Origin of the sequence: Paenibacillus taichungensis (assembly GCF_050994985.1) — a bacterium.
Classification (GTDB): Bacteria; Bacillota; Bacilli; order Paenibacillales; family Paenibacillaceae; genus Paenibacillus; species Paenibacillus taichungensis.
In genome coordinates this window covers 1,451,098-1,473,348 of sequence record NZ_CP194720.1, presented here as the reverse complement: position 1 = coordinate 1,473,348, position 22,251 = coordinate 1,451,098, and the positions used below count along the sequence as shown (strand labels likewise).

24 protein-coding genes are annotated in these 22,251 nt (G+C 46.8%); 5 read left to right on the top strand and 19 right to left on the bottom strand.

Going from position 1 to position 22,251, the window contains the following annotated elements; all coding sequences use genetic code 11:
- Positions 1-36 precede the first annotated feature (36 nt).
- From ACR1R9_RS06780 to ACR1R9_RS06745, 8 genes are all read right to left on the bottom strand, one after another.
- The gene (locus ACR1R9_RS06780) at positions 37-1,212 is read right to left on the bottom strand and encodes a D-alanyl-D-alanine carboxypeptidase family protein (RefSeq protein WP_433921468.1); all 1,176 of its coding nucleotides are present in this window, start codon (positions 1,210-1,212) and stop codon (positions 37-39) included.
- 250 nt (positions 1,213-1,462) lie between these two features.
- Positions 1,463-2,287, bottom strand: coding sequence for a purine-nucleoside phosphorylase (locus ACR1R9_RS06775; protein ID WP_433921469.1), 825 nt, complete (start codon positions 2,285-2,287; stop codon positions 1,463-1,465).
- A gap of 179 nt (positions 2,288-2,466) precedes the next feature.
- Positions 2,467-3,357, bottom strand: coding sequence for a tyrosine recombinase (locus tag ACR1R9_RS06770; protein WP_076291904.1), 891 nt, complete (start codon positions 3,355-3,357; stop codon positions 2,467-2,469).
- A gap of 73 nt (positions 3,358-3,430) precedes the next feature.
- The gene (locus ACR1R9_RS06765; RefSeq protein WP_024630960.1) at positions 3,431-3,673 is read right to left on the bottom strand and encodes a DUF4227 family protein; all 243 of its coding nucleotides are present in this window, start codon (positions 3,671-3,673) and stop codon (positions 3,431-3,433) included.
- Between the two features lie 157 nt (positions 3,674-3,830).
- The gene (locus ACR1R9_RS06760; protein WP_063565729.1) at positions 3,831-4,298 is read right to left on the bottom strand and encodes a Fur family transcriptional regulator; all 468 of its coding nucleotides are present in this window, start codon (positions 4,296-4,298) and stop codon (positions 3,831-3,833) included.
- A 108-nt stretch (positions 4,299-4,406) separates the two neighbouring features.
- Positions 4,407-5,036, bottom strand: coding sequence for a stage II sporulation protein M (gene spoIIM, locus ACR1R9_RS06755; RefSeq protein WP_076291903.1), 630 nt, complete (start codon positions 5,034-5,036; stop codon positions 4,407-4,409).
- A gap of 187 nt (positions 5,037-5,223) precedes the next feature.
- Positions 5,224-6,444, bottom strand: a complete 1,221-nt coding sequence (locus tag ACR1R9_RS06750) for an endonuclease Q family protein (protein ID WP_433921470.1) — start codon at positions 6,442-6,444, stop codon at positions 5,224-5,226.
- The gene (locus ACR1R9_RS06745; protein WP_433921471.1) at positions 6,444-7,019 is read right to left on the bottom strand and encodes an NUDIX hydrolase; all 576 of its coding nucleotides are present in this window, start codon (positions 7,017-7,019) and stop codon (positions 6,444-6,446) included. The genes ACR1R9_RS06750 and ACR1R9_RS06745 overlap by 1 nt, the downstream gene beginning before the upstream one ends.
- A gap of 121 nt (positions 7,020-7,140) precedes the next feature.
- Between ACR1R9_RS06745 and ACR1R9_RS06740 the strand changes: the two genes are divergently transcribed.
- Complete coding sequence (locus ACR1R9_RS06740; protein ID WP_143764840.1) at positions 7,141-7,275, top strand: Z-ring formation inhibitor MciZ; 135 nt, start codon at positions 7,141-7,143, stop codon at positions 7,273-7,275.
- Positions 7,276-7,402: 127 nt separating this feature from the next.
- Here the strand turns inward: ACR1R9_RS06740 and ACR1R9_RS06735 are convergent, their stop codons facing one another.
- On the bottom strand, positions 7,403-8,536 hold the full coding sequence (locus ACR1R9_RS06735) for a tripeptidase T (RefSeq protein ID WP_076291900.1): 1,134 nt from the start codon (positions 8,534-8,536) through the stop codon (positions 7,403-7,405).
- Between the two features lie 83 nt (positions 8,537-8,619).
- On the opposite strand from ACR1R9_RS06735, the gene prli42 reads away from it, so the two are divergent.
- A complete protein-coding gene (gene prli42 / locus ACR1R9_RS06730; protein ID WP_090810668.1) occupies positions 8,620-8,721 on the top strand; it encodes a stressosome-associated protein Prli42 in 102 nt (33 codons plus the stop codon).
- Positions 8,722-8,748: 27 nt separating this feature from the next.
- Here the strand turns inward: prli42 and lipB are convergent, their stop codons facing one another.
- From lipB to lpdA, 5 genes are all read right to left on the bottom strand, one after another.
- On the bottom strand, positions 8,749-9,456 hold the full coding sequence (gene lipB / locus ACR1R9_RS06725) for a lipoyl(octanoyl) transferase LipB (RefSeq protein WP_433923752.1): 708 nt from the start codon (positions 9,454-9,456) through the stop codon (positions 8,749-8,751).
- Between the two features lie 166 nt (positions 9,457-9,622).
- Positions 9,623-11,077 carry a dihydrolipoamide acetyltransferase family protein gene (locus ACR1R9_RS06720; protein WP_076291898.1) on the bottom strand — a complete coding sequence of 485 codons (1,455 nt, stop codon included), beginning with the start codon at positions 11,075-11,077 and terminating at the stop codon, positions 9,623-9,625.
- Between the two features lie 48 nt (positions 11,078-11,125).
- Positions 11,126-12,112: an alpha-ketoacid dehydrogenase subunit beta gene (locus ACR1R9_RS06715; protein ID WP_024630968.1), complete on the bottom strand. Its 987-nt coding sequence runs from the start codon at positions 12,110-12,112 to the stop codon at positions 11,126-11,128.
- Between the two features lie 2 nt (positions 12,113-12,114).
- Positions 12,115-13,143 (bottom strand): thiamine pyrophosphate-dependent dehydrogenase E1 component subunit alpha, encoded by a 1,029-nt coding sequence (locus ACR1R9_RS06710; RefSeq protein WP_099858198.1) that lies wholly within the window; start codon positions 13,141-13,143, stop codon positions 12,115-12,117.
- Positions 13,144-13,282: 139 nt separating this feature from the next.
- Positions 13,283-14,707: a dihydrolipoyl dehydrogenase gene (lpdA, locus tag ACR1R9_RS06705; RefSeq protein WP_109998534.1), complete on the bottom strand. Its 1,425-nt coding sequence runs from the start codon at positions 14,705-14,707 to the stop codon at positions 13,283-13,285.
- A gap of 244 nt (positions 14,708-14,951) precedes the next feature.
- Between lpdA and ACR1R9_RS06700 the strand changes: the two genes are divergently transcribed.
- Both ACR1R9_RS06700 and ACR1R9_RS06695 read left to right on the top strand, forming a co-directional pair.
- Positions 14,952-15,275 (top strand): DUF2627 domain-containing protein, encoded by a 324-nt coding sequence (locus ACR1R9_RS06700; protein ID WP_076291896.1) that lies wholly within the window; start codon positions 14,952-14,954, stop codon positions 15,273-15,275.
- Between the two features lie 186 nt (positions 15,276-15,461).
- Entirely contained in the window at positions 15,462-15,809 is a 348-nt protein-coding gene (locus tag ACR1R9_RS06695; RefSeq protein ID WP_024630972.1) for a potassium channel family protein, read from the top strand.
- Between the two features lie 8 nt (positions 15,810-15,817).
- Here ACR1R9_RS06695 and ACR1R9_RS06690 read toward each other — a convergent pair whose 3' ends face one another.
- On the bottom strand, positions 15,818-16,030 hold the full coding sequence (locus tag ACR1R9_RS06690; RefSeq protein WP_076291895.1) for a hypothetical protein: 213 nt from the start codon (positions 16,028-16,030) through the stop codon (positions 15,818-15,820).
- Between the two features lie 184 nt (positions 16,031-16,214).
- On the opposite strand from ACR1R9_RS06690, the gene ACR1R9_RS06685 reads away from it, so the two are divergent.
- Positions 16,215-16,808: a thymidine kinase gene (locus ACR1R9_RS06685; RefSeq protein ID WP_024630974.1), complete on the top strand. Its 594-nt coding sequence runs from the start codon at positions 16,215-16,217 to the stop codon at positions 16,806-16,808.
- 223 nt (positions 16,809-17,031) lie between these two features.
- On the opposite strand, the gene ACR1R9_RS06680 is transcribed toward ACR1R9_RS06685, so the two are convergent.
- The 4 genes from ACR1R9_RS06680 to ACR1R9_RS06665 form a co-directional block, all read right to left on the bottom strand.
- Complete coding sequence (locus ACR1R9_RS06680) at positions 17,032-17,508, bottom strand: hypothetical protein (RefSeq protein ID WP_024630975.1); 477 nt, start codon at positions 17,506-17,508, stop codon at positions 17,032-17,034.
- Between the two features lie 539 nt (positions 17,509-18,047).
- Positions 18,048-18,689, bottom strand: coding sequence for a hypothetical protein (locus ACR1R9_RS06675; protein ID WP_433921472.1), 642 nt, complete (start codon positions 18,687-18,689; stop codon positions 18,048-18,050).
- A 225-nt stretch (positions 18,690-18,914) separates the two neighbouring features.
- The gene (locus ACR1R9_RS06670; protein WP_433948799.1) at positions 18,915-19,952 is read right to left on the bottom strand and encodes an NAD(P)/FAD-dependent oxidoreductase; all 1,038 of its coding nucleotides are present in this window, start codon (positions 19,950-19,952) and stop codon (positions 18,915-18,917) included.
- A 157-nt stretch (positions 19,953-20,109) separates the two neighbouring features.
- The gene (locus ACR1R9_RS06665) at positions 20,110-22,095 is read right to left on the bottom strand and encodes an AraC family transcriptional regulator (RefSeq protein ID WP_433921473.1); all 1,986 of its coding nucleotides are present in this window, start codon (positions 22,093-22,095) and stop codon (positions 20,110-20,112) included.
- Positions 22,096-22,251: the final 156 nt, after the last annotated feature.

Sequence of the window (22,251 nt, the reverse complement as noted above, 5' to 3'; positions counted from 1 at the left end):
GTTCAAAGGATGTACGCAACCTGCATAAATCGCCGTTTAATCGAACAGATTGGAGGTTGTGCGTTTGAACAGCTTCCACCAGCCTGCCTTGTCCACATCCTGCGGAGCCTGAATGTCGAACTCCTTGATAACTTCATTGCCCTGGTAGACGACTAGTTTACCTACACTCTGACCTGCTCTGACCGGAGCTTTTACTTCTTTGGCCATCAGCAATTCATGACGGATCTCATCCGATTTTGCACCTTTACGCATCAGCACACTATAATTTTGTGTTGCATTCAGCGGCACTTCAGCAACTTCACCTTTTTCAATTTTCAGACTGCCCAGCAGGTCCCCTGACTTGTACAGAGGTTTCATCGTGTATTGCCCAAAAGCATAGTCAAACATCGAGGACACTTCGCTGTTGCGTGTTTTGGTATTGGGTTCGCCCAGCACCACGGAAACGACACGCAGACCATCCTTCATCGCTGTAGCCGAGAGACAAAACTTGGCTTCGGAAGTATATCCTGTTTTCAACCCATCCGCACCGGAGTAGAAACGAACTAACTTGTTCGTATTCACCAGCCAGAATGGCTTCTCGCTATCTTTACGAAGGTAGTCCTGATATGCACCAGTATATTTCGTAATTCCGGGATGCTTCAGCAGTTCACGGCTCATGACCGCAATGTCATGCGCGGAAGAATAATGATTATCTACCGGAAGGCCGTTACAGTTGGCAAAATGAGTATCCTTCATGCCGAGCTCCTTTGCCCGTTCATTCATTAGTTGTACAAAGGCTTCCTCTGAGCCAGCAATTTTCTCAGCCATTGCTACAGAAGCATCATTACCAGAGGCCATAGCAATCCCTTTTAACATATCGTCGACCGACATCTCTTCCCCAGGTTCCAGAAAAATCTGTGATCCACCCATGGATGCAGCATATTCACTCGTTCTCACTTTATCCGTCAGCTTCATCTTGCCAGAATCGACCGCTTCAATGGTGAGCAGCATGGTCATAATCTTCGTAATGCTCGCCGGAGGCAGCTGATCATGACTGTTTTTCTCAAAAATGACCGTGCCCGTATCTGCATCCATTAAAATGGCGGAGCGTGCCGACGGGGCCAAATCTGTTCCCCCCGCTGCTTTGGGAGTTTCTTCAGCCAGCGCGGTTGATGCCATCAGGGACAGCAGGATACAAAGGGTCATGAACGATGCCATTATTCGTTTCTTCACTAAGGTTACCTCCTCAAATGACTTGCTTACTGCATGTTCCATGCATGCATGTACTGCTAATCATTGTCGGCCCGATTGAAGTAAATTATTCCATGTAAAGAATGATTTCCCGAACTTTTTATGTAATCCATGTGAAACACCAAAAAACGAGCCTGAACTACTGGATGAGTGAACAGCCGTTAAGGAAATAAAAAAGGCAACCTGCCCCAATGAATCACATTAGGGTAGATCGCCTTTTCTTAATGGTCAGTTACATTTGTGGAATAACAGCCAGCACAAGGGCGAGGAACGATTCACGAACACGTTCTGTCGTCTCCATAACCTCATCATGCGACAACGGCTGGTCCAGAATGCCGGCAGCCATGTTGCTGATACAAGAAATACCGAGCACTTCCAGGCCGGCGTGGCGTGCTACGATAACCTCAGAAACGGTAGACATGCCGACAGCATCCGCACCCAACGTACGCAGCATCACGATCTCAGCTGGTGTCTCGTAGTTTGGACCAAGCATACCTGCGTATACCCCTTCACGTACATCAAAACCTTGTGACGCGGCTGTATCCTTCGCGAGCGCACGCAGACGGCGGCTGTAGGCTTCGGACAGATCTGGGAAACGCACACCCAGCGCGGAGTCATTCGGTCCGATTAATGGATTCTTGCCTGTGAGATTCAGATGATCCGAGATCAGCATAAGGTCACCAGCCTCATAAGAGGTATTCACTCCACCTGCAGCGTTCGTTACGAGCAAGGAAGTTACACCCAGTTCTTTCATAAAACGCACCGGGAAGGCAGTAAGTTCCGGGCCATATCCTTCGTACATGTGGAAACGACCTTTCATCATGACGACCGGACGGCCTTTGATGGTTCCCACCAGCAATTCGCCTTCATGTCCCTCTACTGTGGACACTGGAAAATGCGGAATATCCTGATAGGCGATGCTGACGCCATCTTCAATCAATTCTGCTAAAATGCCAAGTCCTGAACCTAAAATCAAACCGACTTCCGGTTTAATGGAACTTTTGCTTTGGATGTAAGATGCCGCTTCCAAAATCATCTGTTGGTTTAATGCTGTCATAAGATGTTCCCCCTTGAGTTGAAACGATCCGTCTGTATCCGCAAATGGCATCAATCAAAGCTACACGCTGAAATGATGCATTCGCTTATGTATAACGGCGTTTAAATGTGTTCAATTTATTTTATCCTAAATCAGACTATTGTTCCGCTTTTTTTTGCAGATTTATATCCAAGTAGAAACTATTTTGCCCGCGGATGATGAGATTCATAAATCTCTTTCATCGTTTTGCGGCCATGATGTCCATATTGTTGCCCAGGCTGCTCCACATGACCGAGCATGTCCTGCACCGCGCGGGTATCTGCCCCACTGGCAATCAGGTGAGCGGCAAAGGAATGACGCAGCGTATGTGGTGTAATTTCACCAGAGATTCCCGCATCCATCGCTGCTTTTTTGAGCAGCTTCCAGAAGCCCTGCCGGGTTAATCTTCTACCGGATACGTTGACAAAGAGAGCCTGCTCGTCCGTATCATTTTTAATTAGCAGGTTTCGGTACTCGTTCACATAAACACTTGCCCACTCTGCTGCAGGCGCACCTATTGGCAAAATTCGTTCTTTACCGGCACCTCCACAGCGGATAAAGCGCATGCCTGGCTGTACGTCCCGCACATCCAGTGCAATCAGTTCAGATACACGAATGCCTGTCGCATACAATAGCTCCAGCATGGCCCGGTCACGCACCCCTTGCGGTGAACGGGTATCGGGGGATGCGAGCAGCAATTCGATCTCTTGGATGGTTAACACCTGCGGTGGTGTCTTGTCTGCTTTTGGAGCCTCCACATCAAACGTAGGGTCCTGTAATATGTCACCACGCCGCATCAAAAAATGAAAATAGGAGCGCAGGGATACGACGCTGCGGGCAATGGTTGCATTCGCACGTCCTGCCTGTTTCTGCTGACCTACAAACAGGATAACATGCGTCCGGCGCACCTGCTCCGCTTCCCGGATACCGTATTCTTTATCCGCAAATTCGATGAACTTGTCCACGTCCCGAAGATACGATTCCAGCGTGCTGCTCGACATCCCTTTATCCTCTTCCAAGTATAAGGCATAGGCGTGTATCGTCTGCTTCATGCACAACGCTCCTCATCTGACAGGACTGCCACACGGGCAACCTGCTTCCGTATTTGCATCCCTGGCTGTCCAGCTACTCTCCGTACCAATAAAATAAACGGAGACGCTCTGCCATTGTAGGACGTCCTTCCCCGTTACTTGGCCAAACCGTTTCCTGAAATACTTTAACCGCATTTCCTGTTGGCATCTGATATTGGTCCACAGGTGAGATCCATCCGTTGAACAAATCCAGGACATGATAGAACAGATAAACTAATGCAGCAAAAAATACGATAAATCGAATAAAACGGAGTCCTCTCCGCAGCGATATAATCATGGGTTGTACCCCTTTCTGGTTCGAATCCGACTCGTCTAGAATCAGGGTATGTTACCGAACACAAGAATATGACATTCAGGGTAAACCTCACATCACACGCTGGACCAAAAAAGCTCTCCCGTCAAAACCGCCGGTGAGAGCTTGAAGATATGCTATGTTATTCTTCGTCTTTGGGCTTCTGGTCATTTTTAGCTTTGCAACGGTAACAAATCCCATGGAAATCCAATCGGTGATCTACTACCGAAAAGTTAAATTCCCGCTCCAGTCGCTCTTCAAGCGGTCCAAGCCAGTCTTCACGTATTTCATCCATACTTCCGCATTGAACACAGATTAAGTGATGATGGTGATGCTTGGATGTATCTCCGCGTAGATCATAACGCGCTACACCGTCGCCGAAGTTGATTTTCTCTACAACATGCAGCTCACTCAGCAGTTCGAGGGTACGGTACACGGTTGCGAGACCGATTTCGGGAGCCTTTTCTTTCACGAGCATGAATACGTCTTCTGCGCTCAGATGATCTTCTTCATTCTCAAGAAGTACTCTTAAGGTGGCTTCCCGCTGGGGCGTTAATTTATATCCTTGGGACTGTAGTTGCTGCTTAATTTTATCGATCCGTGCTTCCATTTTCTCCCTCCCCCTAGGAAATCACTGCACACTGCAACTTAACCCACTTCTTTCATTATAGGGGGAGTACATAATTAAAGTCAACATTTTACACTATCACGCGCAAAGCTAAGCTGGTAGTAGCATCGGTGTGACCCAGCGCATCATCGCAGGTGTAACCCATGTTTCAAATGACGCAACCCCTAGCAGCAGTGCTGCCATAACGAGAGTTAACACCATATATGAAGCAAAAGGCTTCTGACGACCTGGCGTCCGCTGCATCAGAACACGGTTCCGAATAATGTATAAGGAAAAGGTCATGGCCGACACACTGCAAATGAGCAGTACCGGAATCACGAATAAATTATGAGGCGCAACGGAAACCAGGGCAAACAACAGCCCTTTCCATGAATACTGTCCGACAAGGTAACCCACTGTAAAACCAATGAGCACTCCTTTCAGAAAATCCAGAACCAATATGCCCGGCAGGCCGATGACCGATAAACCCAGAATGAAGATCAGGCCAACCCACTTTAGATGAAGCATGGCAATGTCCCAATAGGTTCCGGTCTCAATCACCTGTCCGCTGTGCTGTACCGTCATGAAGAAGTTACCGAGGTATCCCTCCAAATCCTGGCGTTGTTCAAGGGATAGGGCATTAACCATCAGGGCGCCAAAAATGACACCCACCAGAAACAAGACAGCCACGAATACATATAAAGAGGTTTGGCCTTTGAATGTGAAGTAGGCAGAACGCATACAGGTACGAGTCCCCTTTCCGGTTATCATGCTGCAAGGATGTCGAGTGAAATCCTCATAGTCATTCTTATGAACCGGAATGCACACGTATGACTTCTTGTCCAGATTCCAATTTCTTCTTCATGACAAAATGCCATTCCCGTACCAATGATGCTAACTTCACTTTATGACCCTACCGCAAACTTCTCTACTCTGAACTTTCCTTGCTGGACACCTTTCCGTAAGTGCCCCCACCACCAGATGACAATTCCAGTTGACCATTCCGCGCAGCAACGATAAGACCTGCAAGAACTGGCCCAACGACCTCTGCAAGTTCATCCTCGCTTGTGCGATGTAATACGTTCATTTCCGTACCTAAGCGGTCCAGCAGCTGGCGCAGTTTGGCTTTTCCCAAACCCGGGATAAATTCCAAAGGTACCTGATAGTGATAAGCAGGTCGGTTTGCTGGAATATGCGGACTCTCCCGATCAGCGATTGCCATTATACGATCGAGTACACCCTGCACAAGCTTCAAACTGCCACAATATGGACAGCGTTCCGCCGACATCGCATGCTCGTCCATAATGCTTCCGCAGGATGCACAATAGGTACGATGGTATTTGCCGAGTCTTGGATTCAAACCGTAATTGGCTGTAATGTTTCTGCCTGCTTGTCCTTTAAGTGCCATACTAAATTCGTCAAAGGAAGGCTTCGCGAGATGCAACTCATTGTATTCTCGTCCAATCTTGCCCAGAGAATGAGCATCCGAGTTGGTCAGAAAGGGGACCTTATCCAGTTCCTCAATATAACTGGCCATGGATGAATCAGAGCTTAGCCCGAGCTCAACGGCATCAATCAGGCTAGTATCCAGCACATCAGCCATACGAGGGGCTGTGCTGCCATATATGCCTTTATGCGGGGTAAACGCATGGGCTGGCACAATAAGCCCACCACGCGCCTTTATCTCGACCTGCATCTCAAGCGCGGGTACATATACCCGCTGTGAACTCAGGTTTACATTTTTCATATAACGTTTCATCCAGTCCGTGAAGGACTTCATGGTTTTCAGATCACGGAAGTAAGCCAGCATATGGAACTCCCGCATCCCCGGCTCGCGTAGCTCTATTTCTGTACCCAGCAGGATGGTTGTGTCCTGATACGCAATGCCCCCTCCCTCAAGCTCGGACATCGTGCCGTTCTCAAGCAACTGTTCGATGTCCATCTGTACAACCGGAGAGTGACAATCAATGACACCGAGTAGATGAATTCCTTTGCGATCCGAGGCTTCTCTAGCAATGTTCTCGAAGGTCAGATCACGGCTGCCACTGATTTTAACAGCTTCTCCGCGCGAAGTTCGTCCAATGTGAATATGGAGGTCTGCATAACAAGGCTCCCACCCTGCAGACGCTACCTGTTGCTCATTCATCATTAAAACCGTCCTGTTGTTCTGTAAAGATCCCATGCATACACAGCCATCATCGTTTTGGCATCACTGATCCGATTCTGATCCATCAACTGATAAGCCTCTTCAATTGTAATCTCGGATACTTCAAGAAATTCATCTTCGTCTAAAGCCATATCCCCTGCTTCGAGCTCCTCCGCGATATACAAATGGATGATCTCATCCGCAAATCCTGGCGAAGTGTAAAATGAACGCAGATGCCGCAGTGATTTGGCTACATAACCGGTTTCTTCGCGCAATTCACGCGCTGCTGCCACTTCAGGTTCTTCTCCTGGGTCCAGTTTGCCTGCCGGAATCTCGACTTCGGTACGTCCCATGGCCTGACGATACTGATCAACGACGAGCATACGATCTCCATTCAGCGCGAGGACAGAAACTGCTCCAGGATGACGGATGATCTCACGGGTAGCAGTCTGACCGTTAGGCAGCTTGACTGTGTCGACTTGAAGGGAAATGACTTTGCCCTCAAAGATGGGCTTTGTCGATATGGTCTCTTCGTCAAGTTTTGGATTGGCAGGATGCTTATGATTGGTTGGGTTCATCTGTTCTTCAACTCCACTTCTTCGAATTTTGATTCTCTTTATACGTATAAACCTCTGTTTTTTGGCATATGGTGAGCTTATAGCGATTTCAAACAAATATAGCAAATCAGGGGGACAACCAATGAACAGTTATTTAACACCGCAATCCGTACACGTGGTCGGACAAGCCAGACAAGTCCAGCTCATACTCAGACAATGGGTGCGTGAGTGGGGTCCAGATGCCAAATTAATCGATATGCTCGCTGGACGTAAATGATACTGTTCTTGGTCTGCAATACCCATGAAATATAACATGGTTTTGCCAAAAAGTCCGAACTCGGTTTGTACCGGATTCGGACTTTTCAGTTGAAGCATGGGGGAGTTTCACCCTCAGTCTTTTTGGATTACTTTTTACTTGCAGCCGTTTCCTGAATAATAGCCACAACCACTTCAGATAGTTTCACAATATCCTCAGCGCGGATGCGTTCTTTCGTCGTATGGATGTCCTCATAGCCTACAGCCAGGTTGACCGTAGGTATGTTGAACCCATTGAAGATGTTGGCATCACTGCCACCACCGGATGCAAACGTGCTCGTCTCCAGCCCCAGGCTCCGAATGGCACGCTGTGCAAGCTGAACAACCTCGTGTTCATCATGGAAGCCAAATGCAGGATACAGGATCTCACTGCGGAATTCAGCAGTTGCACCATATTTGCGGCATGTCGTTTCCAAAGCTTCACGCATCTGGGCCACTTGAAGTTCTACCTTCTCCTGCACAATACTGCGGGCCTCAGCCTCAATCTGCACAAAATCGCAGACGACGTTCAGTGCTGATCCACCCTGGAATTTGCCGATGTTCGCCGTAGTCTCATCATCAATTCGTCCCAGCTTCATCGCTGCAATTGCTTTGGCCGCCACTTGAATGGCACTGATGCCGTCTTCTGGATTCACACCCGCATGTGCGGATTTCCCATAGATCTTCATCTGAATTTCCGCTCTGGCCGGAGCAGCCACACAGATTGTACCCACGGCTCCGTTGGAATCCAGGGCATAACCGAACTCGGCTTCAATATCCTTCGGATTCATTGCACGTGCACCAACCAGACCCGACTCTTCACCTACGGTAATCACAAATTGAATTTTTCCATGTGGAAGGTTGTTCTCTTGAATAGCTCGAATCGCTTCAAACAAAGCGGCAATCCCCGCCTTGTCATCTGCACCCAGAATTGTCGTGCCATCACTGCGAATCCAACCGTCTTCACCCAGCTCAGGTTTAATTCCTTGTCCAGGCGTTACGGTATCCATATGACATGTGAAAAAGATTGGTGCTGCTTCTTCAGTATTCTCGGCTTCCCAGGTAACCACGAGATTACCAGCGCCATGTCCAGTTTTCTCCATGGTGTCGTCCTCATATACACTGAGGCCCAGCTGAGTAAACTGTTCTTTTAACACTTTTGATATATTTTGTTCATGGGTTGTTTCACTATCAATCTGCACCAGTTCCATAAAATGATCAATAACACGTTGCTGTTTTATCATAGGACTTTCCTACCTTTCTTCGATACGGTACAATACAATTACTATGGTCTGTTTATTTATTTGTTGAAAGGAGTTCTCTCATCATGCAAAAAAAGAAATGGTTCCGCATCATTATCTATCTCATGCTGCTCGCCATGATTGGGTCCACCCTTTTCATAGCGCTCGAGCCTTTATTGTTCGGATAGAAACCTGAAGCCTTTTGACTGTCTGATTTACAGACGGGGAAGGGCTTCTTTTTCTGTAATCCAGGTAATCTCATACGGGAAAATCCGATTAAAATATGGAACGATATCGTGCGCAACCTGTTCTACAGTGTAAGTCTTGCCTGTAATATCCTCCAACGAGGTCACACCATACTGCTCAATCCCGCAAGGAACAATACCCTGAAAGCCTGCGTGCTGAATTCCCGAGGTGATATTAAAAGCAAATCCGTGACTCGTCACGAAGCCGCGCCGATGTTTACACCGATTGAACTTTACACCGATAGCGGCAATTTTTAAATCTCCGATCCATACACCTGTGTAAGACTCTTTACGTCCCGCTTCAATACCCTGATCAGCCAAATAATCAATAATCATCTGCTCCAGACAACGTAAATAGCCATGTAAATCCAAGGCTTCATCCCGCCCAAGAACAAGTAACGGGTAACCTACCAACTGGCCAGGGCCATGATAAGTAATATCACCGCCACGGTCAATTTGAAACAAGGAGATGCCTTGCTCCCGCAGTTCGTCTTCACTGAGAAGCAGGTGCTCCGGGTGATTCTGTGAACCGATCGTATACGTCGGCGGATGCTGGAGCAACAGCATCTGTTCCGCTCCTTCTCCCTCATCCAGTTGCTGCACAATCGCTTTCTGGCGGTTCCAAGCCTCTTCATAATCAAGCATCGGTATGTACATAACATCCAGCGGCTTGCTCATGATTCCCCCACACCCTTCTGTTTCAATGTTCATTGTATAATGATGAGCATTCTATTGAAGAAAACGGGAAAAGTGCACGGCCATTGGCACATACACTTTCCCATTATCCATCTATTCAGCGCTTGGCATCATTTGTAACTCATTGAAATGATGCACTTGCTCTCTCTTAATACACGTTCGATTCCATGGTGTATCCTTCAAGATTCTCTTTTACACGTTGCAGGAACCGTCCGCTAATGACTCCATCCAGAATACGATGGTCCAGGGAGAGACAAAGGTTCGCCATGGAACGGACAGCAATCATGTCATTAATGACCACAGGTTTCTTGACGATCGACTCAAAGGTAAGAATCGCTGCCTGCGGGTAGTTAATGATAGGTTGTGACAAAATGGACCCAAATGATCCGGTATTGTTAACCGTGAAGGTTCCGCCCTGCATATGGTCCAGCTTCAACGTGCCTTCACGAGTTTTGCGTGCCAGCTCATCAATTTCACGAGCTAGGCCAGCGATGTTGCGCTGATCAGCATGTTTAATTACAGGTGTAAGTACAGAGTCTTCTGTACCCACTGCCATCGACAGGTTGATATCCCGTTTGACAATAATTTTGTCAACAGCCCAGACGGAGTTCATGATTGGGTAGTCTTTAATGGCATTGACGACACCCTTCATCATGAAGGACAGATACGTCAGGTTAATACCTTCTTTGCGCTTGAACTCATCCTTGAGTTTGTTGCGCAGCATCACCAGATTCGTCACATCCACTTCAATCATCGTCCACGCATGAGGAATTTCCGATACGCTTTGACGCATATTACGAGCAATGGCATTACGAACTGGAGTAACGTCGATGAAGTATTCGGATCTTCCCTGTCCGCCACCCTCTACTTCGATTTGCGGAATTTTCGGACTTTCGGTCAGATGTATACCGGAATGTCTCACAGGAACGCCTGCGTCAGCTGCTGGAACTGTTTCTCCGGCAGATGCGCCCAAGTCTGCATTCCCCCGATTCAATCCGCTGAAAGGAGAACCTGAAGGTGCTGCTGAAGAGACCTGCTGTCCTGCTACAGTAGAAGACTGTGCAGACGTTGCGCCCGCGTTTCCACCCTGTGCAATGACAGCCAGTACATCCTTACGTGTAATCCGTCCACCTGCTCCAGTGCCCTGAATGCTCTGCAAGTTCAGACCATGTTCAGCTGCAAGGGATTGAACCGCAGGAGAATAGCGGTTACGCATCGGCTGATTGGGATCATGGCCTGTTGTACTCGCTGCACCAGCAGCAGGTACGTAGTTCGCACTTTGTTGTGCATGAACATGATCACCATTCTGTTGCTGCGAAGCTTGGGTTACTTGTTCAGCTGCTTCCGCATCAGAAGCAGCTACCTGCATGCGGCAGATGGCTTCGCCAACCGCAATGGTCGTACCTTCCTCGACCAACAAATCACCCATAATTCCATCAACGGTTGATGGAATCTCTGCATTGACTTTATCCGTAATTACTTCACAGATCGGTTCGTATTGTTCAACCCGGTCACCCGGTTTTTTCAACCATTTGGCAATGGTAGCCGAGACCAGCGATTCCGCCAGCTGCGGCATAATGACCTCGATCCATTTCATACTCATTGGTTATATCACTCCAAACTTTGCTTTTAAACTATCTCACTACACGACTTAATACTCGGCGAGTGTACGCATCGCTTCCTTGGCTTTATCCTTGCTCAGCATATAGAATTTCTCCAATGTTGGGCTAATCGGCATTGCCGGTACATCCGGTCCGCAGAGACGCTGAATCGGCGCATCCAGCTCGAACAGACATTCTTCACTGATGATAGCCGCAACTTCCGCTCCTACACCACCAGTTTTATTATCTTCATGCACAATCAGCACTTTGCCAGTCAGACGAGCGGATGCAATGATGGCTTCGCGATCCAGTGGCTGCAATGTGCGCAGATCCAGTACATGGGCAGTAATGCCTTCCTCACGCTCCAGCTCTTCGGCAGCCTGCATGACAAAATGAAGTGGCTGGCTATACCCGATAACTGTAATATCTGCTCCTTCGCGAAGCACGTTGGCTTTACCAATTGGAACGATGTAATCATCTTCCGGCACATCTTCCTTGATCAGCTTGTAGCATTTTTTATTTTCAAAAAAGAGCACCGGGTCCGGGTCGCGAATGGCTGCTTTGAGCAGTCCCTTCGCATCGTATGCCGAGTATGGAGCTATAATTTTCAGACCTGGTGTGCCAAAAAAGATCGATTCCGGACATTGGGAGTGATACAGCCCACCAAAAATACCGCCGCCAATTGGCGCACGAATAACAATCGGGCAACTCCAGTCATTGTTGGAGCGATAGCGAATTTTGGCCGCTTCACTAATAATCTGATTTGTTGCAGGCAGCATAAAATCCGAATATTGCATCTCGGCAATAGGTTTCATACCGTACATCGCAGCGCCAATAGCTACACCTGCAATCGCTGATTCGGACAAAGGTGTGTCCATGACACGCATTTCGCCGAACTGATCCTGCAACCCTTTGGTTGTAGTGAACACACCGCCTTTAACCCCGACATCTTCACCAAGGATAAAGACATTTTCATCCCGCTCCATCTCTTCTTTCATCGCGAGACGGATTGCATCAATATATTCCATAACCGCCATACTTACCGTCCCCCTTCTTCGCTGTCCGCATAAACGTGCGTCAGAGTGTCCTCAGGTTTCGGATATGGCGCGTTGTCTGCGTATTCAGTCGCTTCTTTCATTTCCAGCGCAAGCTGGGAAGCCAGATCCGCATCCCGGGCTTCGTCCCAGATGCCGCAATCGATCAGATAGTTCTTCATGCGAAGCACGCCGTCCTTCTTCCAATTCTCTTCAACCTCTTCCTTGGTCCGGTATGCCAGATCATTGTCGGAAGTGGAGTGTGGAGACAACCGATACATCATCGCTTCAATAAGTGTAGGTCCTTCACCAGCGATTGCGCGGCGACGAGCTTCTTTGACTGCACCATATACTTCCAGCGCATCGTTTCCGTCTACACGCAGTCCCGGGAACCCGTAACCTAGTGCACGATCCGATATTTTCCCACTCAGCTGCTTGTGAATTGGCACCGAGATGGCATACTGATTGTTCTCACACATAATGATCACAGGAAGTTTATGAACACCTGCGAAATTGGCACCTTCGTGGAAATCTCCTTGGTTGCTTGACCCTTCACCAAAAGTTACAAAAGAAACGAACTCTTCCTTCTTCATTTTGGCAGCCAATGCAAACCCTACAGCGTGCGGAACCTGTGTCGTAACTGGACTGGAGCCCGTTACAATCCGCAGCTTTTTGTGACCGAAGTGACCCGGCATTTGCCGTCCGCCACTATTCGGATCTTCCGCCTTCGCAAAAGCAGACAGCATCAGCTCACGTGGAGTCATGCCGACCGCCAGTACAAAGCCATAATCGCGGTAGTACGGTAAATAATAATCGTGATCCCGGTCCAGACCAAATGCAGCGCCTACTTGCGCAGCTTCCTGTCCTACACCGGATACGTGAAAGTTAATTTTGCCGGCCCGCTGTAAGAGCAAGCAACGCTCGTCAAACTTGCGTGCGAGCAGCATGTATTTGTACATATCCAATACTTCACCATCGCTAAGTCCCAGCTGTTCATGCCGATGGACCGCGTCTGCAGTACCTTTTGAACTCATATGAGGTACCTCCTTTTAATCAGAGCCTATGCCCGTCTTACTACCCGATCTTATAACCTGGTACTAAGACTTGGCTTAACCTTATTATAATCCCATTTACCCAAAAAAGGAAAGGACCTTTCTCATAAGCCTGTCCGGCTTACATTCCAATCGATTTTCCGTCTACTGCCAACATGGCTTCACCCATGATTTCCGATAAAGTAGGGTGAGGATGGATCGTCTGTCCCACTTCCCAAGGTGTGGCATCCAGCATTTGAGCCAAAGAGGCTTCAGCGATCAGTTCCGTCACATGGGTACCGATCATATGTACTCCCAATATATCATTCGTCTTAGCATCCGCGATTACCTTCACGAATCCATCCCGACTTCCATGAACCAAAGATTTTCCAATCGCCTGGAACGGGAACTTGCCTGTCTTCACTTCATAACCACGCTCTTTTGCCTCGCGCTCCGTGAATCCGATACTCGCTGCTTCCGGACGAGTATAGACACAGCGCGGGATTCGATGTGATTCGACGGCATGTACCGTTTCACCCGCCAGATGATTCACTGCCAAAATGCCTTCATGACTCGCTGCATGTGCTAGCTGTAATCCGCCGATGACATCGCCGATTGCATAAATGTGTCCCTCACCCGTTTGAAGATGTTGATTCACGGCAATAAATCCGCGTTCGAGTTTAATATCCGTATTTTCGAGTCCGATATTTTCGACATTGGCCTGGCGACCAACCGACACCAGCATCTTGTCCGCTTTCAGGGTCTCTTGCTTCTCGTCCCCCAGCTTGACATCAATCTGAATACCGTCTTTCTGTATGCTATATGTCTCTGTCAGAACGCTAGCGCCTGTTAGGAAGCGAACACCGCGTTTCCCAAGCAATCTCTGCATTTCCTTGGCTACATCTTCATCCTCTGCTGGCAATACATGAGCAGCAGCTTCAACAACTGTAATTTCGACGCCAAAATCATTCAGCATGGAGGCCCATTCGAGGCCAATTACGCCACCACCAACAATGATCAGAGATGCTGGTAATTCATCCATTCGCAAAGCCTCATCACTGCTCATGATGTATCGGCCGTCTGGCTCAAGACCTGGCAGTACCCGTGGGCGAGACCCGGTAGCAATAATGAGGTTGGTTGGCACAACCGTATCCATCTCGCCATCTTCAAACTCGACAGCCACAGCACCGCTCTGAGGGGAGAAAATGGAAGGTCCGATTACGCGCCCTTTGGCGTGTACGACCTGAATTTTATTTTTTTTCATTAAATACTGCACACCTTGATGAAGCTGCTCCACAATTGCATCCTTGCGCGCCTGAACCTTCGGAAATACAAGTGTTGCTCCAGCAGTTTCAATCCCATACATTTCGCTCTCTTGTATCTCAGCGTACACTTCCGCACTTCGCAGCAACGCCTTGCTCGGAATACAGCCACGATGCAGACAGGTGCCCCCTAGCTTATCCTTCTCGATAATAACAACCTGTTTTCCTAACTGTGCGGCACGGATGGCAGCAACGTACCCTCCCGTTCCTCCTCCAAGAATGGCAACATCACATGTAATTGGCATCTTTAATGTTCTCCTCTATCCATATAATTTCAATACAATTTCAATATATTTGTAAGATGATGATTCAAATGATTCTCTTTCTCATAGACGTTATCTGTATTCCATTGTACTCCCCTTGAGCAGTCAACTCAAAATTTGACCCTGAAACGCATGGACAGCTTCTGAAAACCAAGCTATGATGGAATCAGGTATGACCTGTAAGCGCAACCTTTATTTTACGTCAACCTCAGGCAGAAGGAGTTTAATGGTGATGAATACTAGACTGATCTTTGCACGATTTGTGGCGATTATTGTTCTGGTCATTCCCGGGTTAATGGCAATGAAGGGTTTTCTAATGATGAAGGACGCCCTTTTCCTGTATTATGCCGAGCATGGGAACGAGCAGATCTCACCAGGTTTTCAATGGCTCTCCTTTGGTGGAGGACTTGTCCTGTTCGCCGCAGGCATGAGTTTTCTGGGAGGCTGGATTCTGTTCCGTGACCGCAAGCGTAATTATGTAGGACCCCGTTTTCGTTCAAAAAACACACCATCAGCCGACAAAGCAGAGACGCCCGGTACGACTTCCTGAGTCCGGGCTTTTTGTCATTTTTTCTGGCTCCGCAACATTTCAACATCCCAACCTTACATCTGCCTTTATATGCGTTACTTGATCAGGTATAATGCTTATTTATTCAAACAGGTATTTTGCATAAATTCAGTGTTAGTATCTTGAATATGCACAATGCCCACTCTTCCATAGACAGGATGGATCAACATGGTCTCGTTTATCATTACGCTAAAAAGATTGCTTAAAGGCATTTTCCATGCCTTCAAGGACCAGAAGTTCCTGGCTCTGTTTGTATTAACTGCGGCGACACTTCTCTCGGGCACGTTATTCTATACTCGTGTTGAAGGTCTGCACTGGATTGATGCCCTCTACTTCTGCGCAGTAACTCTAACAACGGTGGGACATCCGGATTTTGTACCATCGACCGGATTCGGCAAGGCATTTACGGTCATCTATATGTTTGCAGGTATCGGCCTCACCTTCGCCATGATTGCCAGAATTACAGCAGGTATTCTATTTCCCCGCAAATTGCAGACAGAAGAGAACCCGGAGTAATCTCCGGGTTATTCGTATAATGCATCCCGCAGCTTGGTAGACATGCGCGACTCTTTGGAAGAGGACTTCAGAATCGTTCTGCGCAACGTCAGATTACTGGCTTGCAGCCGCTCCGCTTCAGCGAACAAGTCTGCAAACAACGCCTGCGTAGCTTCGTCAAGGACTGACTGCCCTTTCAAACGTTCATATCGCTCTTGTAATTCGGATAATGCTTCACTCATCGTTAACACCTCTTTTCAATCGCTCCTGGCTTATGCACTACTCTGCCGTAACCAACAGCTTAACAATCCATATAGTAACACAAAGCTGCTTAGATTAGTTCTGGCTCTTACTAAAGATTTTGTGGTACTCTGTAATGGTCGCTTTTTTTTGTTGAATCCCGTATGTGAGAGGAGTAGCAGAACTGTGCAAACAGGACGAATTACCGTAATTACAGGACCTATGTTTAGTGAAAAATCCGGTGAACTCATTCGCCGTTGTCAGAAATTAATTCAATTTGGCCGTAAAAAGGTCGTTGCTTACAAACCTGCCGAAGATGATCGGTTTGCCCAAGACGAGATCGTTAGCCGTATCGGCTATCGTCTGCCTGCCCATTCCATTCCCCGGCAATTGACCCCGGAATCCGTAGAAATGATCCTGACTCAGACCAAAGATGCTGATGTTGTTGCATTTGATGAAGTGCAATTTTTCAGCAGTGCCATCATGGAACTGGTCTCCGAGCTAGCCTACTGTGGCAAACATGTCATTGTGGATGGACTGAATATGGATTACCGTGGCAAGGAATTCGGATATGTAGGCGGTTTGCTCGCCATGGCTGATGACATTGAGAAACTGTCGGCATTCTGTGCCGTATGCGGAAGCCCGGATGCGGCTTTCACCCAGCGTATCGTTAATGGAGAGCCTGTAACGCTTGGACCAGTCGTCATGATTGGCGATTCAGAAGCTTATGAGCCGCGCTGTCGCTGCTGCTTCATTCCTCCTCACAAAGTTGAATGCTGAGCTGACTTAGTTATTCAATAATCAATCTATAGGTTCTGATCGGCGGTATCTGCTGCTACAGGTTTCCTGAGATTTCAAAAAAAGCCCCTGTGGGCTTTTTTTATTATAACTCCTTTTAACCAGCATGCCCTTAATATACTTCTCCATATCTCGGTCACGCGCTCTTTCTGCGCACACAAAAAAGCACCGCCTCACAGCGATGCTTTCCATTCGTCATCTCCCGCTAGTCCCGGGAAACAAAATATTTGTTGGTCATGTAGTAAGCGTCGCCACGCGACGTTTCTACCATTCCTTTTTTGGCATCCAAAAATACAATCTCTTTGCACTTGGTGCAATACCATTTGGTGCGCTTATATGGAGATTCCGTAACATATGCCGTGCCACATTTACAATCAATCTTCATTAATAACTCGGTTGATTTATATGCGCTGGACAAGCGTTCCATGTTATCCTGCTGCTGTGTAGGCATAATTGTCTGCTGATAATCCGATAAATGATTCTGAACTTTAAAATCTGCTACCAATCCTGCATTCAATCCAAAAAACTCCTTGCCGATTTCGGTCACGAAGCGCTTCTCATTTCTGTAGCAATCCAGCCACTCAATAATCTGCTTATTTGACAGTGGAACCGTACCCTTGATACCGCTGTTTAAGGTGTAGGTCATGATGTATAAAGTATCGTCTTGTCTACCTGAGTACATTAGAATCCTCCTTCGAATACATTTGCTAATGTACTACAAAAACGCTCATAAATCAAAGCAATGTTATTTCCTGAGCGTATCTCTTCCTTATTAAATGGGTAACATTCCTCGATGTTCCGCCACTGATTTACAAGAACTGCATACACCTGCAACATTTCCCTGGGAAGTCGCATAATGCACGATGGACTTCACTTTTTTACTACAGATGGAACAATATTGCCTCCTTTCCTTCCTGGGAGTGTAATCGGATAGGTTTACTACGTTTGAGTTTGATTTGAACCTGCGTACAAAGTTCAGCCATTTCATCTCTTTCTCTCTCTTCCTTGTTTGCCTTCTAAGGGGTAAATTGCTTATGCTTGGGCAAAAATTGATCCTGCATTGGTTATGTATACGACTCCAAGTTGTGCATGCCTATCTCATAATCTATTCGACGTTTTGAGCCTTTTTCCTGTTTTTGATCTCTACACATACAAAAAAAACCGACAGAACCTGCCTCAAACCTCTTGTAGGAGAAAGGAACTTCCGTCGGTTAACTTGCCTTATTTATAAAACGTTCCAAGAACCTCCAGCTCAGGTGAGCGCTCAATTCGAAACGGATAGATATATCCCTGATTCAACTTCACAAACTTTCGACTCCACAGATCAAGTCCAGTTGTAAATTGGTACGCCTGATAAATAAACTTGGAACAATAGTTTCGTTCAATGCTGCGCAGATTTGTCTGCAATCGGTAAAATTTCACCTGCTTGTAATGATCCTGTACCCACTGCGCTGCCTTCACACCAGCCTGATTGAAACGGGAACGAAACACAATGAAACGATCTCCCTCATAAAAGCGGGTGATGTACCAATCCAAGGAATCGGCAAACACAGGACCATAAGGGTGTACGTGATACACTTTACCGTCGAGTCCAATAATCCCCATATGCCCAGCGTAATAAGTTGATTCTGAACTTGGCGTATATAAAATATCTCCCGGCTCCAGCTTCATCTGGCCTAAAGCGGTAATGGGCAAATCCTGATGCAGTCTTCTGGCCGCTGAACGTGCGCGCCGGCCCTCCACCAATAGTCGATGCATTTTTCCAGCAACAGCGAGATAGACTTCCGACCATTTGATCCGTTTCTCAGGGCCTTTGAACCACCGATGAATAAATGTGGATATACGTTGAGATTCTTTTTTCATATTGTGCACTCCACTCTAATCTGTTTGACGTTTCTTGATGTTTCTCCTCACTTCTAAGGCTCATTATAGACAGTTGATGATGCATGTTCAATTCCGGTGCCTGTTCTATGTTGTGCAATTCGAGGAGGTTCATACCGAAAATGGAAACAAAAAAAGCAATTCCGGCATTAGCCAGAACTACTTCGTTTGATTTGAACAATTGGAGTTGAATTATATGAAGAGATTCTATTCTTCCACAACACCAAGTGCTTTATTTTTCTCCTTGAAACGGCTGTTATGGGAAGACACATAGGCAACTTTATCCGCCTCAGGATCCATATACAGTTTTGCACTGTTTACCGCGAGGGCAGCATCCGTAAATGTACCAGCAATCAGATACAGTTTACTTCCGTAATCTACAAAGTCTCCTGCAGCGAAGACGCCTGGAATATTTGTTTGCAGCTTCTCTGTTGTAGTGACATGCCATTCACCAAGATCAAGTCCCCAATCCCGGATCGGGCCAAAATCACTCTTCATGCCGTGGTTAACGATAATCGCATCCACATCAAGGACTTCACTCTCACCTGTCTCAACATGGGATATCGTCACCTGTTCGATGATCTCCCCACTTTGACTATGTAGGGTATCAACGGCGTATGGTGTACGAATATCTACTGAGGATTCTCTCATCCGCAGTACATTGCGCTCCAATCCACCAAAACGGTCACGACGATGCACTACCGTCACTTGTTCTGCCAGTGCTTCAAGCTCATTGGCCCAATCCACAGCGGAGTCACCCCCACCAGAGATCATTACCCGTTTGCCACGGAAAGGCTCCAGCTCCTGTACTGTATAGTGAAGATTGGTAACCTCATAACGGTCAGCGCCTTCAAGCTCCAGCTTCGCCATTTTATATATACCATACCCGATCGCCAATATGACGGTACGTGTCCAGTGTTGTTCTCCTGTACTCGATGTCAGCAGTATCGTGCCATCAGGCTGACGCTCGAATCCTTCAATTTGCTGTTCAAACACAATCGTTGGCTCAAATGTTCTCGCCTGTTCTTCCAGCTGTTCAATCAAATTTTCACACAGAATTGGAGTGACGCCGCCAACGTCCCAGATCATTTTCTCTGGATAAAAGAGCATGCGACCACCCAATCTATCCCGCGCCTCAATCAACTTGGTCTTCATATCACGCATCCCGCTGTAAAATGCAGAATACATGCCGGCAGGTCCCCCGCCGATAATTGTTACATCATATAATTCCAAATGCTGATCCATGTAGTTACCTCCATCAGTTCGGTCCAAAGCACTCGACTATTTGATATCGATTCTCATTATCACTCTTTTCCTAGTCTAATGGGAAACTTATCAAATTACAATGGCTAAAATTCAAACATTTCTTATACAAAACTACTATCGGTTATTTATTTGTTGATTACTTAACTTTGGAAGCTGCCAATAGATGCTCGACAACGAAATCGATTTGCTTGTTGATGGAATAGATATCCGAGTAATAGAAGAAATCAAAGTCAATTTCGATTAGACGGCCTTCTTTGATAGCGGGTATGCTATTCCAGATTGGGTTATCGTTAAGGTTATCTGCGCCTTCATATACTGAACGAAATACGTAGTCTCCCATATATTCAGGAAGAACTTCCATGGACAAGGTCGAACCTGCCGCGTCGGAAACGACGTCAATTTTTTTCTGGACCGCTTCAGGTGCTTTCATTTCCAAGTACTCGTATATAGCCTGAGATCCTCGGCCGTACTGCTTACTTTCTACAATGACCATCTCTTTCAGTCCACCCTCGACGATGGAGGCCGTTTTGTCCAGTATGCCTGCATCAGCAAGTGTTTTCTTGCTCTCTTCAACTTTACTGTTAAGATTGTCGATTAAAACGTCTGCTTCCTGTTCTTTGCCGAAAATGCTAGCGATACTCTGAAGTCTTTCTTCCGTTGTCATTTTCTCATATGGGACATACACCGTTGGTGCAATATCTTTTAATAGCGTGTAAGTCTCTTCTGAGGGAACAATGATCAAATCCGGGTCCAGATCAATGACAGCCTCAGGGTTTGGTTCAAACCAGGTGCCTAGTGAATTTACACCTTCAAGCTCATTCTTATATGCAGCCCCATCAAAAACGTCAGACGTCGCAATAGGCTTAATTCCTAGCGCTACAACATCTCCTTGAAGATAAAGTACAACCACCCGTTTAGGATTTGCCGGAACAACAACATCACCTTTAACCGTGGAGATCGTGCGTGTTCCATTTTCATTGTTCGTATGATTACCTGATTCTGATGAAGAAGATGTGGCTGTGCTCGTAGATGAGTTCGTATTCGTTCCTTCCCCCGTAGCTGTTGTTGATGCAGTGCCAGCGGAGCATGCCGATAAAATCATTGTGATGCTTAAAAGTGCAACCAAAATCATGCTGGAGCTTGCTTTTCTTCTTTTCATTGATGTAGACCCTCCGTCTATATATTGATAATGATTCTCATAATCAATATATCCTCGCGTCCATCTCCAGCCAATGGACGATTCGGAGAATTGTAATGGATGATCCTCTGCCAGGGTCTGGTCTCTTATTTTCCGCTGATAGAGTGTGGGAGATAGGCCCACATGTTTTTTGAAAATGCGGCTGAAATAATACACATCCGTGTATCCCACTTCTGCCGCGATTTCGCGCAGGGTTGCATCGGATCGCACAAGCAGATTCTTGGCCTTGGTCAGTCTCGTTTGAATGAGATAATCAATCGGGCTGTGTCCTGTCTTTCGTTTAAACTGCATAGATAAATGACGGGAGCTGTAGTTGAATTGTTCAGCCAAAAAATCCAAAGTCACCTGTTCCCTATAATGTTGCTGAATGTAGCGAAGTGTTTGCTCAATAGGGTCTGGAAGCACTGTCCTGACCTCTTGCTCTGCCAATTGAAACAACAGTTCATGAATGAATTGGTAGAACAAACTTTTCACTTGCAGCAAGTCCAATCTGCTCGCCTGATTCCATGCTTTCTCCAGTTCACCAAAATAGCGTAATATAGCAAGAGGATTGCTCGGCGTAAACCCATATTGCAAAGAGAACGGAGCAACCTGAACCTGAGGAGGTTGTGATAACCTCCATGTTTTACAATGAGTTGGGAACGCAAGGAATGCCCTGTAGAACAGCAAATAATATTCAAACTTTTCGCTCACCCGAATATCCAGTGATGACCCTTTACCACTATGCAGAATACAGAATCGTTGTGCTTCGTGTGTTTTCCCATCCAATTTAAGTTGAGCTGCACCTCGAATGCTGTATATAAAAGCGTTTGCCGGAAGCAAATAGGATTCCTGTATCTCCCCTGCCTCCATGACGATCCGGCGTATATCCAGAATTTTAACAGCCGCGTGATTCCAGCTATGCATCTGTTCGTTTAATTGCATCGATTACTCTCCAATCCCAGTCTCACCAGGAATAAAGACCTTGTACAAGATCATTATTCTGCAAACCATCCTTAACCGAAGCGTTATAGTGGTTCACTATTATCCCTCATTATAGATGATAATAATTTTCATTATCAACTGTATTTTGACCAGGAT